General features: G+C 35.2%; 15 protein-coding genes and 1 tRNA gene. 9 read left to right on the top strand and 7 right to left on the bottom strand.

All coding sequences use genetic code 11. The features are described 5' to 3' along the window. Window positions 1–108 precede the first annotated feature (108 nt). Window positions 109–1,437: an ABC transporter permease gene (locus NMY3_RS08305; protein WP_196815435.1), complete on the bottom strand. Its 1,329-nt coding sequence runs from the start codon at window positions 1,435–1,437 to the stop codon at window positions 109–111. A gap of 134 nt (window positions 1,438–1,571) precedes the next feature. Here NMY3_RS08305 and NMY3_RS08310 point away from each other — a divergent pair, with 134 nt between their 5' ends. Further along, window positions 1,572–2,210: a type 1 glutamine amidotransferase gene (locus NMY3_RS08310; protein WP_231099958.1), complete on the top strand. Its 639-nt coding sequence runs from the start codon at window positions 1,572–1,574 to the stop codon at window positions 2,208–2,210. A gap of 167 nt (window positions 2,211–2,377) precedes the next feature. On the opposite strand, the gene NMY3_RS08315 is transcribed toward NMY3_RS08310, so the two are convergent. Further along, window positions 2,378–3,448 (bottom strand): class I SAM-dependent methyltransferase, encoded by a 1,071-nt coding sequence (locus tag NMY3_RS08315; RefSeq protein WP_196815437.1) that lies wholly within the window; start codon window positions 3,446–3,448, stop codon window positions 2,378–2,380. A gap of 611 nt (window positions 3,449–4,059) precedes the next feature. Between NMY3_RS08315 and NMY3_RS08320 the strand changes: the two genes are divergently transcribed. Further along, complete coding sequence (locus tag NMY3_RS08320) at window positions 4,060–4,260, top strand: hypothetical protein (RefSeq protein ID WP_196815438.1); 201 nt, start codon at window positions 4,060–4,062, stop codon at window positions 4,258–4,260. 203 nt (window positions 4,261–4,463) lie between these two features. Here NMY3_RS08320 and NMY3_RS08325 read toward each other — a convergent pair. Then, window positions 4,464–4,567 (bottom strand) — tRNA-His (locus tag NMY3_RS08325). Between the two features lie 131 nt (window positions 4,568–4,698). Between NMY3_RS08325 and twy1 the strand changes: the two genes are divergently transcribed. Continuing rightward, complete coding sequence (twy1, locus tag NMY3_RS08330; protein WP_196815439.1) at window positions 4,699–5,730, top strand: 4-demethylwyosine synthase TYW1; 1,032 nt, start codon at window positions 4,699–4,701, stop codon at window positions 5,728–5,730. Between the two features lie 16 nt (window positions 5,731–5,746). Here the strand turns inward: twy1 and rdgB are convergent, their stop codons facing one another. Further along, window positions 5,747–6,298 (bottom strand): RdgB/HAM1 family non-canonical purine NTP pyrophosphatase, encoded by a 552-nt coding sequence (gene rdgB / locus NMY3_RS08335; RefSeq protein WP_196815440.1) that lies wholly within the window; start codon window positions 6,296–6,298, stop codon window positions 5,747–5,749. 143 nt (window positions 6,299–6,441) lie between these two features. On the opposite strand from rdgB, the gene NMY3_RS08340 reads away from it, so the two are divergent. From NMY3_RS08340 to NMY3_RS08350, 3 genes are all read left to right on the top strand, one after another. Next, entirely contained in the window at window positions 6,442–7,461 is a 1,020-nt protein-coding gene (locus NMY3_RS08340; RefSeq protein ID WP_257719973.1) for a sodium:calcium antiporter, read from the top strand. Between the two features lie 169 nt (window positions 7,462–7,630). Further along, window positions 7,631–8,074: a hypothetical protein gene (locus tag NMY3_RS08345; RefSeq protein WP_196815442.1), complete on the top strand. Its 444-nt coding sequence runs from the start codon at window positions 7,631–7,633 to the stop codon at window positions 8,072–8,074. Between the two features lie 314 nt (window positions 8,075–8,388). Further along, entirely contained in the window at window positions 8,389–9,270 is an 882-nt protein-coding gene (locus NMY3_RS08350) for a radical SAM protein (protein WP_196815443.1), read from the top strand. A gap of 506 nt (window positions 9,271–9,776) precedes the next feature. On the opposite strand, the gene NMY3_RS08355 is transcribed toward NMY3_RS08350, so the two are convergent. Beyond that, window positions 9,777–10,907, bottom strand: a complete 1,131-nt coding sequence (locus NMY3_RS08355) for an aminopeptidase P family protein (RefSeq protein ID WP_196815444.1) — start codon at window positions 10,905–10,907, stop codon at window positions 9,777–9,779. Between the two features lie 95 nt (window positions 10,908–11,002). On the opposite strand from NMY3_RS08355, the gene NMY3_RS08360 reads away from it, so the two are divergent. Together NMY3_RS08360 and NMY3_RS08365 are read left to right on the top strand one after the other, a co-directional pair. Next, the gene (locus tag NMY3_RS08360; protein WP_196818506.1) at window positions 11,003–12,121 is read left to right on the top strand and encodes a pyridoxal-phosphate-dependent aminotransferase family protein; all 1,119 of its coding nucleotides are present in this window, start codon (window positions 11,003–11,005) and stop codon (window positions 12,119–12,121) included. Between the two features lie 58 nt (window positions 12,122–12,179). Then, window positions 12,180–13,019 (top strand): peptidylprolyl isomerase, encoded by an 840-nt coding sequence (locus NMY3_RS08365; RefSeq protein WP_231099959.1) that lies wholly within the window; start codon window positions 12,180–12,182, stop codon window positions 13,017–13,019. A 38-nt stretch (window positions 13,020–13,057) separates the two neighbouring features. On the opposite strand, the gene NMY3_RS08370 is transcribed toward NMY3_RS08365, so the two are convergent. Both NMY3_RS08370 and NMY3_RS08375 read right to left on the bottom strand, forming a co-directional pair. Beyond that, window positions 13,058–14,107, bottom strand: coding sequence for a sn-glycerol-1-phosphate dehydrogenase (locus NMY3_RS08370; protein WP_196815445.1), 1,050 nt, complete (start codon window positions 14,105–14,107; stop codon window positions 13,058–13,060). Between the two features lie 79 nt (window positions 14,108–14,186). Further along, entirely contained in the window at window positions 14,187–14,534 is a 348-nt protein-coding gene (locus NMY3_RS08375) for a TRAM domain-containing protein (RefSeq protein WP_196815446.1), read from the bottom strand. Window positions 14,535–14,657: 123 nt separating this feature from the next. Here NMY3_RS08375 and egtB point away from each other — a divergent pair, with 123 nt between their 5' ends. Then, window positions 14,658–15,989, top strand: coding sequence for an ergothioneine biosynthesis protein EgtB (gene egtB / locus NMY3_RS08380; protein ID WP_196815447.1), 1,332 nt, complete (start codon window positions 14,658–14,660; stop codon window positions 15,987–15,989). Window positions 15,990–15,992: the final 3 nt, after the last annotated feature.

The following is a 15,992-nucleotide window of genomic DNA, read 5'->3' on the forward strand; positions in this document are numbered from 1 at the left end:
CTCAAATATAACTCATAAACCATGTCACTTACCAATAAGAATCTGTTAAACAATTTTATCTAAATCTATATATTCTAGCGGCTAGATAATATTTTGCATTCTCATAACTTAAGAAAATTTTGACAAGGCATGAACTGGAGAAATCTTGGAACCTTTGTAAGCCGGATACAGTCCAGAAAAAATACTCAAAACTATAACGGTTATACCAATTTTTGATATTTCTATGATATTAAAAACTGGATAAATATCTAGGGGTAGATTGAGAAAGTAAAGAAAGCCACTAAGAAGAATGTGAGAACCTAAAAACCCAAATACAATTCCTACCATTGCTCCAATTATCCCCAGAAATACAGATTCCATTAAGAACATTCCAAGTATAACACGATTTGTTCCACCTAATGCCTTAATTATCCCGATTTCCCTGGTTCTTTCGACTACTGAGGTGTAAATGGTGATGATTATCCCAATGGAGCCTACTATCAGAGAAAATATAGCAATACTTGAAATAAATGTGCTAATTCCAATGATGAATTTAGTCAGACTTTTTATAATTTCAAGTGAATTAAGAATGGTTACCTGATTATTAAAGTACTTTTGAACAACTTTTACAATGTTGTCTACTTTGTCAATATTGTCATATGTTAAAAATAACAGATCATAGTCATCTGATTTTTCCAGAATTTCTTTTCCTTTTTGAACGTCAATGAAGATGGAGTTGTCTAGGAGAGGATTTCCTGTGGAGTTTATTATTCCTAATACTGCAAAAGTGCTATTAATAGATAAGTCTGATTTGCCGCTAGTAAGCCCTTTTAAATTACTTAATGTTACCTCATTTTTATTATCTATGAATTGGTTCCTTTCTTGGTTTTCTGCAGCGTTGTTGATTATTTGATCAGAAGTATTCATGAATATTTTTTCACTTATTTTCTGAGGGATTACGACATAATTTTGAGATGCTAAATCTAGACCATCAAGTCCTTTGTTTAAATCAGGGATTATGTTAGTCAAGTTATTAAAGTCTACGGCCAAAACATTAGTTACTTGGGAATGATTTTGATAATTTAACATTACTACACCCTGAAAAGCCGGATTTATCATTTGAACGCCGGGAATCTCATTCAAGTATTGCATGGCTTTATCATCAAAAGGGATATTTTTTCCAACCAAGGTCATGTTTTGGTCGAAAAGCACTTGCAGTTTATTTCGTATGCCATCTATACTTGACCCTTGTATTTTATCAGTATTTGATATAACTATCTGATTAGGAAGAATTTTCTTAAAATTTTGTTCTACAAAGTATATTAAACCTTGAGATAGGCTATTAAGAGAAACTAATAATCCGCAACCCATTATGATCATAAGGATAGTAAGAGCATTCCTTGTTTTTCTCTCCTTAATGGAGCTGTATGTCAGGAATAGAATCTCTTTAAAATCCATGTCGTCTAGTCATGAGGAGTTGGACTCTTAGTTATATAATGTTTTTAAATATGAATTGAATACCAACTGTTAATTTGGGTCATACTAACCAAATTCTTTGCATAAAGAATATTTCCATCGAGACTTTAGGCAACATGAAAAGTTATTTTTTATCAGACGGATTCAAGGTCAAAGAAATCCTTGCCACCACAAAGGCAATAAGATCTCAAAACTTACCAGAATACGATGCGGTTTTTATTCTTGGTGGACCAATGTCCGTTAATGATAACCTTGATTATCTCCTAGAAGAAAAAAAATTAATCCATTCTTCTTTCGATCTGGGGATCCCGATTTTTGGAATTTGCCTTGGTTCACAACTAATCGCTTCTAGCTGTGGAGGAAATGTATACCCAGGACCAAAAAAAGAGATCGGGTGGGGCGAAGTACGAATAACAAGTAAAGGCCAATCGAGTATATTTGATAGTATACGAGGAAATGAAATCCGGGTGTTCCACTGGCATGGTGATACGTTTACCTTGCCCAATGAAGCCGAAATTTTGTCTGAATCGGACTTATATATCCAAGCATTTAGATTCAAAAATGCCATTGGGATTCAGTTTCATTTGGAGGTAACAAAAAATATGATTCAAAATTGGATTCGCAAGTATCATAAAGAGTTGAAAAATGAAAATCTAAGTAGCGATGGACTTGTTAAAGATATCGATAGAAACGTATCGGAGGTGCAAAAGTTATCAAAGATAGTATATACTAATTTTAAGTCTATGATTGAATAGTTACACGTTAGTTGTCTTGTCAGCTCAGCGGGGGTCACCCGACAATTGTGCAAATACGACGCTACTTAGATTTTTCCCACCAATTCGACAATTTTTTTCCAATAGGATATACTCACTATGAATCTAAACCCCTATTGAATCAAACTAGATATGGGTTGAATCCATATTTATTTGGCTTCATAGATAATATTAAACGGCGTTTGAGTAGCACGTCTGAATTTTGTAAATCCTGCCTCGAGAGCCAAATTCCTAACCATATTTTCACCTGCCTGTGCACCAAGGGCAATTCCTTTATCTGCAAGGGAATTGGGGACACAAATTATGGAAGAGGCTGCGTAGTATATCCTTCCTACCATGTTCAGGTTGTCTTCTATTTTGTCATTGGCCATAGGTTCTACTATCATACACGATCCATCGGGTTTTAGGGACTGTTTAGCAAATTTCAAGGCTCCTAGAGGGTCTCCCATGTCATGAAGACAATCAAAAAAAGTCACAAAGTCGTAGTCGTTACCAATGGGTTCATTTGCAGAAACTTGTGAAAATTTTACGTTTTTGTCTAACTTTTCGTTTTTGGCATTAGCAGTTGCAGCCTCAATAGAAGGTAGGTGGTTATCAAATCCAAAGAATCGAGAATTTGGATATTGTTGTGCCATTATGGTTGTTGATATACCATACCCACAACCTATGTCTGCAACTTTCCCCCCTTTTCTCAGTATCTGTTCGATTCCATCAAGAGCGGGGATCCAGAATTGAACTAGGTTACTCATATAATTAGGCCTGAAAAATTTTGCAGTCCCTTCATAAAGATCGTGATGATGATCACCCCATCTCAGTCCCTCCCCAGTTTGAAAAATTTTTACAAACTTATCTTCATCTTTAAATATGGATCTTAAAACTTGGTAACCACCAAGGAGATATGCTGGACTATTTTCATCTGCCAAGACCATCGCATTCTCTGCTGACAAAGTAAATTTCTTATTTTCGGGATCATAAGTTAGATATCCTGCTGCTGCCTGACTTGCGAGCCATTCTCTGATATAACGTTCCGCTGTGTTCGTATTATGAGCTAACTCCTCTGACGTCATGGGTCCAAATCGACTTAGGGCCTTATAAAGACCAAGTCTGTCACCTAGAATAATCATCATGGATCCTAAACTGCAGCCTAGATCGCTGATTGCCTGAGTTACAAATTCTTCTAGTTTTTTGCTATCAAAAGCATTTGAACTGTTTGAATTCATATCCATATTATATGACTTTAAGATATTAATTTTTCAGGAAAATAATAATAAATTCCCTGTTCTGAAATAACCTTGTTAATTAAGTCCTGTTGCCGGTCCTAACATAGACTTTGCGTTATGTTATTTTGGCCACACATCATATTGATTGGGGAAAAATTGTGTTGTAGATTTCACCAGTATTATTTCTTAACTACATGAAAAACTATTTCGGATTGTTTTCTTATCAACATTTGTTCATTCATCAGCTCGATCTTAATGTGTAGATTATGTTGTTCATTTGACGTTTTTTAACTTCCGGTGGTATATTAAACCTGACATTCAGTGGAAAAAATGCAATTTCAATATACATTCAACAAATTTTTTTTCTTGTTTTAATAATGCATATATCGTAGTAGTATCCGAAATAACGGAATAGATTATTTTGATTTATTTTTATTTTTTATATTATTATTAATTTATCATACAACTTATTGACATGGAGAAATAAAAACTCACGAGCAATTGTTATATGATTCCGACTTGGCAAAACATTAATTATAATGATAACCACATTCTAAGAATTCCTAAGATCGATTAAAATGTTATTTCAAACAGCGGGGTCAGGGCTTGGCTTGAGTACAAATTATGATGGATTAGATGATCTTACATACGTCGATCCCAACAGAGATGCCAAAGGCGAATTCGATAGTGAAAGTGAAAATGGACCTAGTAGTTCAATCGATTCAGACATTATTGATCAAGACAAGATTACTAGCGGAGGTCTTTTTTTAACTATAGACAAAAGATCTGAGGTACCAAACAAAATAAAATAACTCATATTTTTATTGGAATTTTGGAAAGTAATGTCGATATAACTATTCAAACTTTCATGAAAGTTCTACTATAATTGACAAGGATATTGCGAAGGGGTGACCGATTATGATGTAGATCTAGTTTATCAAATTAGAGTGAAGTGCCAGGAAAGTCACCGCCGTAGGACATATTTTTCCGCGAGAATTTGTTTATAGACCTGAGGGGCCTTCGGAGGGATTTGAACCCTCCTCAAGCGGTTTCCGTATTCTTTAAGAAACTAAGTGAAATCCACAGCCGCCTATACTAACCAGGCTATACTACGAAGGCCACTAATTGAATCAAAATTTTATATTGATTATTAATATATAATTGTTTTAACTTTACATACATAGCAAAAATTTGTCTTAAACTTCTGCTACTGTATAAAACTTATATTTCTATATTCATCCACTAAAGGGATGAGCTGTTCTGGTGAAATATATTCTCACAGCAATACTGATGCTGATCTTATCCAAATTACACCTGCTGCTAAACAAAAATTAAAGAAGGCCAAATATGGAGTATTTAATCATTCAGCCGTAGAATTATGTCATTGGACAAAAAAATCTTTTTCTGATGGCGGGTCATGCTATAAGCACAAATTTTATGGAATATCTACTCATAGATGCATGGAAATGACTCCTACAGCTCTAAATTGTGAGAATCGTTGCATTTATTGTTGGAGACCGACCGAATTTTACGATACAATGGAAATGCCAGCCCATTTGGTTGATGATCCAGAAATAATTGTTCAAAACCTTTTAGAAGAACGACGAAAATTGGTCGTTGGATATTATGGGAAGACCGGAGTTAACTTCTCTAAATTAGATGAATCTCTTTTCCCAGAACATTACGCAGTTTCTCTTTCAGGGGAACCGACTATGTATCCTAAATTGCCTGAGCTAATAAAATACTTGTCCAGACTCAAGGCCACAAAGTCTATATTTTTGGTGACTAACGGACAAGAACCTGAAATGTTGTATCGACTAGCCAATGAAAATGCTTTACCAACTCAAATCTACTTGTCCACCAACGCATCAAACAAGAATCTGTTCTATAAAATAAATGGACCAAGGCATAGAAATGCATGGGAGAGATGGCTTCAGAGTCTTGATTTTATTTCCCAAGTTAATACCCGCACGGTCTTACGGTTTACTTTAATTCGAAATTTCAACGATAATCCTATATTTCTTGAGGATTTTGCTAAATTAGTTGAAATAGGAAATCCACATTTTATTGAATTGAAATCATACATGCATATCGGAATGTCTACAAATAGACTAGAAGAATCAAATATGTTAGAGATGGATGAGGTGAGGGCGTTTTCCAGTGGATTAAAAACCCATTTGGATGATTACTCTATAATGGATGAGAGTATAGTATCTAGAATTGTTGTTTTGCAGAACAAAGCTAGATTTATTTCAAGATGGATAGATTCTTATCCGCAGTAAAAGACTTATGCTCATTTTAGCCTTGAGATTGATACCATTTTAGAAACCTATCTAAAGCAACCTTTCTATGCGATATTTGATTCTTTGTTTTCATATCCATTTGGCCGAATGTCAAGTCAGAATTTTCAGGTATGAAAATCGGATCAAAACCCCAACCTCCGGTTGTAAGTTCAAATCCTATTTTACCTTTTATTTCACCGGTAAATAATTCGATTTTATTACCATCATGGAATGCAATTATCGACTTGAAACTCGCGTTTCTATTTACCTTATTGCCTAGCAGGTCTAGAATACCTACGTTTCCAATTGTTTTATTTACATATGAAGAATAAACACCAGGAAAATCTTTTAGGGCTTCTATGAAAAGACCGTCATCTTCGACAAATATTTCTTTTTTATTGATCCTAAATGCTTGCAGGACTTTATTTTCTGCTACTTCCAACAAACTATCGGATTGTATTTCTTTCAATTCCATCATTCTGAAAGTGACCTCAAATGAATTCTTCCTGGCTGAAACCAAGTGGTTTATTTCATTGTATTTATTAATATTGCTGCTAGCAAAATCCATATCATTCTTTAATGTACTGTTTAATTTGATTTTACTGGACTATTTGTCCTTTCAATTATCAAATTATTTAAGACAAAATATTAAATTTATATGCTGTTTTGCGATAAATTTAACTGTTTTTGAATATTGAGAATTTTCTACTAATGTTGGCTTGGCTGGGAGGGCTCATCTTGGCAAGCTGGGTTTTATCATACGGTGCAGAACATTTGTCTACAAGATTTGGAGCTAAATTTGTCGGTAGAACCTTGCTAAGTGTTGCAACAACGCTTCCAGAAATAGCAATTGTCATTTATGCGGCATCAGTAGGCCTCTATGAAGTTGCAATAGGTGCAGGGCTTGGAAGTAATATTTTGATGATGACTCTCGGTCTAGCATTAATGTTAATAATTGCAACTACTAGGTTATCAAAAGCACCGATTAAAAGAATTGATGTGAGCACATTCAAAATTGATAAAGTGTTCCTATTGGTCTCTGCTTTAGTCAGTGCAATTCTCTTGCTTGACGGATATAATTTCATAGATGGATTCGTTTTTGTTGGAATGTTCGTAGCTTATGTATTGATAGCGTATATAGAGATGAAGAGAGAACAAAAGATCAGTGAACCAGCCGTTGTAAAGACCATAGAAGGTAAATCAGTTGCTACTCCGGTTCATATTTTAACAAACAAGAATGATATGACAAAAGCTATTTTGGCTTTCGTAGCAGGAACCATTGGTATTTTGGTAGCTGCTGGTCCATTTATTGATTCTCTTCAGACCTTTTCTGAAGATATTGGAGTATCCACTATTGTTTTAGCAGTCATAATCAGTCCTATTGCAGGAGAAATGCCAGAAAAAATTTCTATGATGATATTAGCCAGGAAGGGGGCTGCAGGGACTGCAATCGCTATAGCAAATGTCCTTGGGTCCAAAATACTAAATAATTCTCTACTATTGGGTGTGGCAATCATAGCTGCCATGTATCATGGTGGGTTCTTTACTACCATTCCTAACAGTGAGCTATTGTGGTTTCAGATGATGCTAGCTACATCAATTACTGTTGTAGCGTTGATTCCGTTGTTTAAAAAATACATCGGCATCCGCGTCGGGATATTTCTTGTGGGGCTTTATATACTTAGCATAGTGATCCAATTTTTTGCTCCTGTAGAGATCAAACCACATTAACTTTTTTTCAAAATTAATTTATCTACGTATTATTTTCAATAATCTCAGGTTAATATCAAAAATGTAGTAAAAAATTCGATATGATTGAGATATAATTTATGAATTGTTAATTTTTCTATAAAAATATTATATGTAAATTTTAAAAACAACCCCATACTAATACTTTCTAATGAATTTTATTAAATATGCAGTAGGGATGTTCGTTTTTGCAGGAATTATCTCTTTAATAGCCGGTAGTGGTGGAAATTATTTCACCCAATCAGTAAATGCTCAATCTTTAGGGGAACAAGTTGGCAATAGTATAGGAGGAGCATTGGATCAAGCTGGTGAGGCAGCTGGTAATGTAACAGAGACCTTAAGTAGTGCAGCAAACGAAACTGGTGAGGCAGCTGGAAATGCAACAGAAGGCGCAAGCCAAGCAGCAAACAACACCGCAAGTGAAGTTGGACAAGCAGCAGACAATGCAACAGAAGGCGCAAGCCAAGCAGCAAACAACACCGCAAGTGAAGTTGGACAAGCAGCAGACAATGCAACAAGCGGAAACAGTACAAATGCAACAGAATCCAAGAATCCATTGGAAATGTTAATGAATTTGTTCAAAGGAAATAAGTAGGAATCTATCCTTAACTCTTTTTTATACTTTCATTTTTGATTTGTAAAACATTTTTTAAGATAAAACAATTGCTATCTAATAACATGAAAGTGACGATACATTATTAATTTAAGAACAAAATGACTAATTCCGTTATGATACAGGTCAAGCATAAGGTATTGAGGCCTTTTTCAAATAAATGCTATAGATTTTATATTATTTTATTCTTTTTGTAAGTAGAGTCTGAGATATCTGCTTTCTCGAAAATAAGTAAAAAATTGGTCTAAAGATTTGATCGAACAAGTTATTTATTGTGGTTCATTCCATTTTACCTTATGGAACTGGTTTATGATTATCCTTTATATCGTCCACCATCTGAATCACAATCTTTGATTTTTCAAGTTACACTAGGATGTTCATTCAACAAATGCTCGTTTTGTAATATGTATAGAACAAAAGAGTATTCCGAAAGATCTAGTGACGAAATCGATAGAGAAATTGATTTGATGGCTAGTTATTTTCCAGATACCAAACGGATCTTTTTGGCAGACGGTGACGCGCTAAATTTGGAAACAACTAAACTGATTCATATTCTCTCAAAGATACGAAAAGAATTCAAAAACTTAGAGAGGATATCTAGCTACTCGATGCCTAAGAATTTACTGGAAAAATCATACGATGAATTGGAATCCTTAAAAAAAGCAGGGTTGGATATGGTTTATCTGGGCATAGAAAGCGGCAATAATACGGTACTTAAAAAGGTAACAAAAGGAGCAACATCTAAGATGATAGTAGACAGTTGTAAAAAAGCTAAAGACACCGGATTCATTCTGTCATGTATGATAATACTGGGCTTGGGTGGTAAGAATTATTCCAAGGTTCATGCAGAAGATACATCCAAAGTAATAAACGAGATAGAACCAGATTATATAGGAGCATTAACTCTTTATATGGAACCTGATATCGAGCAAGAGTTTTATACAAAATTCAAAGAACCTTTCATTCCACTTGATGATCTAGGTGTATTGGATGAATTGAACAATTTGATCAACGGTATCACTGTTACTGGTAACGTTATTTTTAGAGCAAATCATGCGTCTAATGTATACTCCATAGGCGGCACTCTCCCTAAAAACAAAACAGATATTTTACAGAAAATTGGATACTTAAAAGAGCATCCAGAATTGCTGAAACCAAAGATGCTGAGAAGATTCTAAATAAAAGAGTAACTCTGAGTAACTCATGTTATGATATTTCTTGACTTTATGTGTTGATTCCAAAGCAAAAAATCCCCATATTCATTTCTTGTGAGAACCACTGCAATTTTCCCTTCATGGACTTTGAGTAGCAAGATAGGGAGTTAAACCTATCGCAGAAATGGTGATGACAAAGCCGGTTAAATTTTATTTTCGAACATGGTCGGGCGGAGATTTATCTCCCAATGATTATGTCAAGATGCTGCTTTCATTTGGTAGATGTGAGTCGGTTACTATAATCATATTAAGATAGTTCTTGGCCCCTTTAAATCAGTTTATTATATCAAGGTGTATGATGCTGAACCTTTTGTGTTTGTTTTTAATTAGATCGATTGGGTCAGTTCGTCGCAGGGTCATCATTGTAATACTCAGACTGGAGCAGCTAATTACTTCATCCCCAAATACATCTCTTTTCTGTTGGTATTTAGTCATCTTTATTCGTTTTTATTACTTTCCTGAAAATCAATTCATAGAATAATCAACTCTTTGTCAAAGGAATTAAGATTAAGCGAATCAAAATGTTGTCCAATTTGTCCTTTCTTCTTTTTAGTTATGCATAAACTATCTTCAATTCTTACACCGAATTTATTTTCCAAGTATATACCAGGCTCTATGGTTATGGTCATATTTTCTTGGATATGACTAGTTATTTTGGGTCTTATCCAAGGGGATTCATGTACCTCTAATCCAATGCCGTGACCAGTCGAGTGAATAAAATATTCTCCATAACCTTCCTTCTGAATTGTATCTCTGCAGCTCGCATCAACCAATGCGAAATTATCAGTTTCTGATAATCGTCTGATTCCGTTTTCCTGAGAAGTTTTTACTATTTCATAAACACTTTTCATCTTATTTGATATCCTTCCTATTCCAAAGGTTCTGGTCGCATCAGAAACATAATGATCATAACTTAAAGTAATGTCTATTACAATAAATTCATCCTTTCTAATTATCCTTCTGGATGTCTCAGCATGTGGAAATGACGATTGGGACCCACTTGCAATTATTAACGGGTTAGAGGTAAATTCATAAAAAGGAAATTTGGCACCCATCTTCATGGCTTCATATACAAGTATGGCCTGAATTTCCTCCTCGGTCCTATTTACTCTAATTTCATTGGTAGCAACTTCAAAAAGTTTATCAATTATTTTGGATGCTTTCCTTATCTTGTCAATTTCTTGTGCATCTTTTATTTCCCTTAGTTTTTCGACTGGGTTATAATCGACTACAAGATCCTTTTTGCCTATTTTTTTGCCAAGTTCTTTGACGATATGATAATTACTATTACTATAGTAAACTACAGATTTAACATTCAATTGATTAAATAAAGAATCAGTTAAGGATTTGCCTCTTTCTGACGAAACAATATCACAATCCTTGGACGTTCTTAAAGCGCGTGAATACTCTAGTTTCGGGACTATTAATTTTGAAAAAGTTTCTGATATGACCAAAATACCTTCCCCCCAAAAACCCGTAAGATAGAATATGTCTTCGGGCTTATCAAGAACCATAGCCACGTTAGTAGTATTCTTTTGGTTTTCTCTCCTAGTATTCATGAGATCGATTAGTTTCTTTCGTCTATTCTGAAACTGATTCAAATGCCTCTCCTCATATAAGACCAAAACAAATGAATTACTTATAAATAACGGGTAGGCTCCCTCTAATTTTGAAAGTTGCCATGGAATATCTAGTAATGTTGCCAGGACCGACAAATGTTCCCAACAGAGTAATGAATGCTATGTTAGCTCCCATAATTAATCATAGAAGTGAAGATTTTAGAATATTGTATAGATCGATCATAGAAAAAACCCAAAGACTATTTCAGACACAAGGTGACATTGTATTATTATCTTCCTCTGGAACTGGTGCAGTAGAGGCATCAGTAGTAAACCTAATAAAAAAAGGTGATAAGGTGGTAATACCAGTAAATGGTGAATTTAGTACAAGATTAGCAGATCTGATAGATAGCTGGGGAGGGCAATCTATAAGGATCGAATCGCCATTCGGTGAGAATCCCCCATTCGAAAAATTCGAAGAAGTTTTTGACAAACATAAGGATATCAAAGCATTGTATGCAGTTTACAATGAAACTTCAACAGGAACGACAATTAGGTATATGGACAAGTTAGGTGACTTGTGCTCCAGAAATGATTGTTTCTTTATCGCAGATTCAGTATCTATATTAGGTGGGGATGAATTACCAGTGGATAAATGGAATATCGATTTATGTCTCACAGCGTCTCAAAAGGCTATAGCTGCTCCTCCCGGAGTTTCCCCAATCTCTATAAGTTCAAAGGCTAAGAAGTACATACAAGAGAATTCTGCACCGATTCTCTATTTTAACCTCAAGAGATATTTTAAATATTATCAGGAACATTATGAAACACCTTTTACACCTGCATTACCTTTGTGTTATGCTTATGATGAAGCCCTTAATCTAATATTTGAGGAGGGATTAGCAAATAGAATTGAACGACACAGAAGGTGTGCGGATGCCTTCTACGAAGGTTTGGGAGCAATGGGATTGACTCCTTACGCGAAACCCGATGCACGCAGCAATGTCGTTATCGCTGTCAATTATTTGCCTGGAGTAGACGACAAGAAATTTAGGGATCTCTTGTCTAATGAATTTAAGATCCTAATCGCAGGAGGGTTTGGGAACCTTAAGGGTAAAGTTTTCAGAATCGGATCAATGGGAGAAGTTAACAAATATCATGTAGTGAGGACATTGTCTGCCATAGAGTCTGCATTGAGAATGATGAACATCGAGGTACCATCCGGGGCCATAAACAAAGCTATTACAAAATTATAAAACAATCCTTTTTGTTTTATTGTCAAACTTAATATAGGGAAAATTAATAGCGAATTTTATGACATTGGAAAAAGGTTCACTTATTCTACTTGATTATACTGCTAAGATTAAAGATACTAATGAGATTTTTGAGACAACTAGAGAGGATGATGTTAAAAATAACCCCGACTATGATCCAAATAAGAAATATGAACCGCGTTTATTGGGTGTAGGAGAAGGCTGGGTATTAAAAGGCTTGGACGAAGCCTTACTAGAGTCTAGTATCGATACCCCGCTAAATATTGAAATTCCTCCTGCAAAGGCATTTGGGGAACGAGATCCATCTAAAGTCCGCATGATCCCGTTACTCAAACTCGGTGAAAAAGCAAATGAAGTAAGTATTGGAGATGTAATAGAATTAGATGATAGAATCGGAATCATCCGTTTTATTGGATCTGGACGGGTTCAAGTTGATTTTAACCACAAGTATGCAGGAAGGACTCTTGTATATTCCGCAAATATTGTAAAAAAACTGGAAGATGACAGTGAAAAAATTTCGAACCTGATTAGGCGACGGTTGCCCATAGACCTGACAGATGTTAAATATGAAAATAAAGATTCTGAACTAGAAATATCTCTCCCTGAAAATACATTCTTGATAGAGGGTATTCAAATTATCAAAAGAGGAATATCCACCGATATTTTCAAATTTATACCTTCCTTAAAATCCATAGTATTTTTGGAGAAATACACTAATTCCGTTTCAACCGTTGAGAAACCCTCGGAAACAGAAAATATTGATTCTACTTTGGAAAACGATACTAGTAATGATAAGGATGATAAGGATATAAAAGAAAATACAGAGATCGATGACAAATCCACAGAGGTCGGTACTAAATCTAAAAAGGAAAAATCCTAACTTTATTATTGTCATTTATCCGAAGTTTAGATCGTTTTTCAATCTAAAATCCCTAATTCATCTAGAATGTCTTGATATTTTGACGAACTAATATCAAGCCTGTTCAAGATGGTGTACCTTTCAGGTCGGATTTTCTTTGCAAGCAATAAAGCTTCTACTATTTGATCTTTATCTACATTTATTCCCTTAGAAGTTGTGGGAGCACCAATTCTTTTCAGGGAGTCTTTAATCTCCAACCAATCTAGATTATGCAATCTGGCCATAATAATAGTTCCAATTCCTACCCTTTCACCATGTAATCCACATTTGTTTTCAGTAATGTATTCTAGTGCATGGCTGAAGAGATGCTCTGACCCTGAACATGGCCTACTGCTTCCGGCTATACCGGCCGCTACTCCAGAACTTATTAATCCTTCAACTATAGTCCTTGTTAATTGAGCAGTAATTTCGTTTTTAATAATTTTCTTAGAAATATCTATAACCATTCTAGATCCTAATTGGGCCAACTTTGCTGCATATTCGCCATAGTACTCGTTATTATGATCTCTCGCTAGTTCCCAGTCCTTTATGGCGGTTGTCTTTGCTATTAAATCTCCGCACCCACTGGCAATTAGTCTATAGGGGGCGTTTGAAATAACATCTAAATCTCCTATTATCTCAATAGGCGTATCCGCCTTAATAGAATAAGGTCTATCATTTCCCTTAAGCGAAACAAAAGGACTAGATATTCCATCATGTGAGGCTGACGTGGGAATACTTACAAATGAGACTCTCAACCTTGTGGCTATCATTTTTCCTAGATCTATACATCTGCCTCCTCCCAAACCTACAATGAGGGAGATGTTTCGATCATTTAGTAGACTCGTAACCGAGTCGACTTGTTGGAATGATGCTTCTTTTGCAATTACCCATTCAAATTGGAGATTACTTTCGGATAAGCTCTCTTCTATAATCCCTGCTATCTTGTTTTTAACATTTTTACCACTTATGATTGCAATTTTATTAATACTCTGCTCACTGTTTTTGATGAACTCTCCCGAATTCTTTAAAATACTGTTCCCTATTATTACCTTCCTAGGTAACTGCATTACATGAGTCAAGCGCTAACTCATTTATTCATAAATAATTGAGAAAATTTGTGAAAAAAACTAGAAAAGTTTTTTAAGGTTATTCTTCAGGTTTAGCTTCTACCAAATCTGCTGTAGCATAACCTCTTCCTACTCGAGTAATCTTAACTTTGACTTTGTCTCCTACTTTCGTATTCGGAACGAAAATTACTAATCCTTGAATCCTTCCTACACCTGCATCCCCTCTTTTACTCATCGATTCTATATCTATCTCGTGTTCTTCTCCTGCATTTACTGGGGATGGCTTAAAAAATCTGTTGTAGCTACCGCCTCCATTGCCATTGCTGCCTCCATTGCCATTGCTCCTATTATTGGGGTATCTTCTTTGACTATTGTCACCCTGTGAAATTTGTTCTATTCCTGATGGTTGTGATTCACTGTTTTCCAAACTATATCAGTACACTACTATAATATTATTGGATATTTCAACTTTGATATTTTGAGATCACAGAAATAGGTAAATTATGTTAAAATACTTTTTTATTTATTAAAATACAGTATGCAAACCTCATTGCAAATTGAAGGGTTGATCAAAGAGTTCATGGATGTGAGAAATACGACCTTGGAATTATTTTCTCCTCTGGATATTGAGGATGCAGTGATGCAGTCGAGCGATTTTGGAAGCCCACCTAATTGGCACATAGCACATGTAACTTGGTTTTTTCACAAGATTTTAGAGAAATACTCTAAAAGCTATAACAACTATGATGACGATTTTAACCTCTCCTATTTGAATTCCTATTATCAGAAATACGGGTCAATTCTCAAGAAAAGTGACAGAGGGAGATATCCTAGACCCACTGTAATGCAAACTATCAAGTATAGAAAGGAAATAGAGAAACTATTTGTAGACTTTATAAAATTGAGGACCAAAGATCCAAAAGACTATACAGATGGGTTAATCTTGGATATCTATACCGCAATTAATCACGAAAGACAACATCAGGAGTTGATGATTTATGATTTTCAGTACTACTATAATCGATTTCTTGACGATTCTGATAACTATGTGCCAAGAAAGGCTAATGTCCCTCTTGTCTTGGAACAAGTTCCAAAGGAAATGATACACATTGACAGCGGTATATTCTTACTGGGCTACAACGGTAAAGAATTTTGTTATGATAATGAGTTACCAGAAAACAAAGTATATTTGAATAAATATAAGATTGATAACAAATTAGTTACAAACAGGGAATTCATAGAATTTGTTGAAGCAGGAGGATATCAAAATTACCGATATTGGTTGGCAGATGGCTGGGAGATGGTATTGTCTGAAAATTGGGACTCGCCACTTTATTGGGTATTTGACAAAGACGATAACAAATGGAAAAAAAAGGATTTTCGAGGTACTCAGGAAATTAGAATAGATGAACCAATCGTAAACTTGAGCTATTATGAAGCTGACGCTTTTTGTAAATGGGCTAAAAAGAGGTTGCCAACAGAAGCCGAATGGGAAAAAGCTGCTTCATGGGATAGCAAATCTAATTCCAAAACAATTTATCCTTGGGGTAATACCCCAATGACAAATGAGCACGCCAATCTGCTAGATTCTTACATATGGCATCCGGCTGAAGCAGGTTGTTACCCAAAGGGTAAGAGTCACTGCGGGTGCTATCAAATGCTCGGGGACGTTTGGGAATGGACTTCGTCTGAATATGTGTTGTATCCAGGCTTTCAATCCAGATTTGAGGAGTATACAGACAAATGGGCAATTAATCAAAAGGTACTTCGTGGAGGGAGCTTTGCTACTCCAAAAGAGCAAATACGAAGTAGCTACAGAAACTATTTCAAGCCTCATGAGCGGATACTTTTTTCAGGTTTTAGATGTGCATCTGACGCATAAATT

The organism is Candidatus Nitrosocosmicus oleophilus (assembly GCF_000802205.1).
GTDB lineage: Archaea > Thermoproteota > Nitrososphaeria > Nitrososphaerales > Nitrososphaeraceae > Nitrosocosmicus > Nitrosocosmicus oleophilus.

Excerpts from the sequence above, each read along its gene's own strand:
- NMY3_RS08305 (WP_196815435.1), bottom strand. The coding sequence starts at position 1,437 with ATGGATTTTAAAGAGATTCTATTCCTGACATACAGCTCCATTAAGGAG.
- NMY3_RS08310 (WP_231099958.1), top strand. The coding sequence starts at position 1,572 with ATGAAAAGTTATTTTTTATCAGACGGATTCAAGGTCAAAGAAATCCTT.
- NMY3_RS08315 (WP_196815437.1), bottom strand. The coding sequence starts at position 3,448 with ATGAATTCAAACAGTTCAAATGCTTTTGATAGCAAAAAACTAGAAGAA.
- twy1 (WP_196815439.1), top strand. The coding sequence starts at position 4,699 with ATGAGCTGTTCTGGTGAAATATATTCTCACAGCAATACTGATGCTGAT.
- rdgB (WP_196815440.1), bottom strand. The coding sequence starts at position 6,298 with ATGGATTTTGCTAGCAGCAATATTAATAAATACAATGAAATAAACCAC.
- NMY3_RS08340 (WP_257719973.1), top strand. The coding sequence starts at position 6,442 with ATGTTGGCTTGGCTGGGAGGGCTCATCTTGGCAAGCTGGGTTTTATCA.
- NMY3_RS08345 (WP_196815442.1), top strand. The coding sequence starts at position 7,631 with ATGAATTTTATTAAATATGCAGTAGGGATGTTCGTTTTTGCAGGAATT.
- NMY3_RS08350 (WP_196815443.1), top strand. The coding sequence starts at position 8,389 with ATGGAACTGGTTTATGATTATCCTTTATATCGTCCACCATCTGAATCA.
- NMY3_RS08360 (WP_196818506.1), top strand. The coding sequence starts at position 11,003 with ATGTTGCCAGGACCGACAAATGTTCCCAACAGAGTAATGAATGCTATG.
- NMY3_RS08365 (WP_231099959.1), top strand. The coding sequence starts at position 12,180 with ATGACATTGGAAAAAGGTTCACTTATTCTACTTGATTATACTGCTAAG.
- NMY3_RS08370 (WP_196815445.1), bottom strand. The coding sequence starts at position 14,107 with ATGCAGTTACCTAGGAAGGTAATAATAGGGAACAGTATTTTAAAGAAT.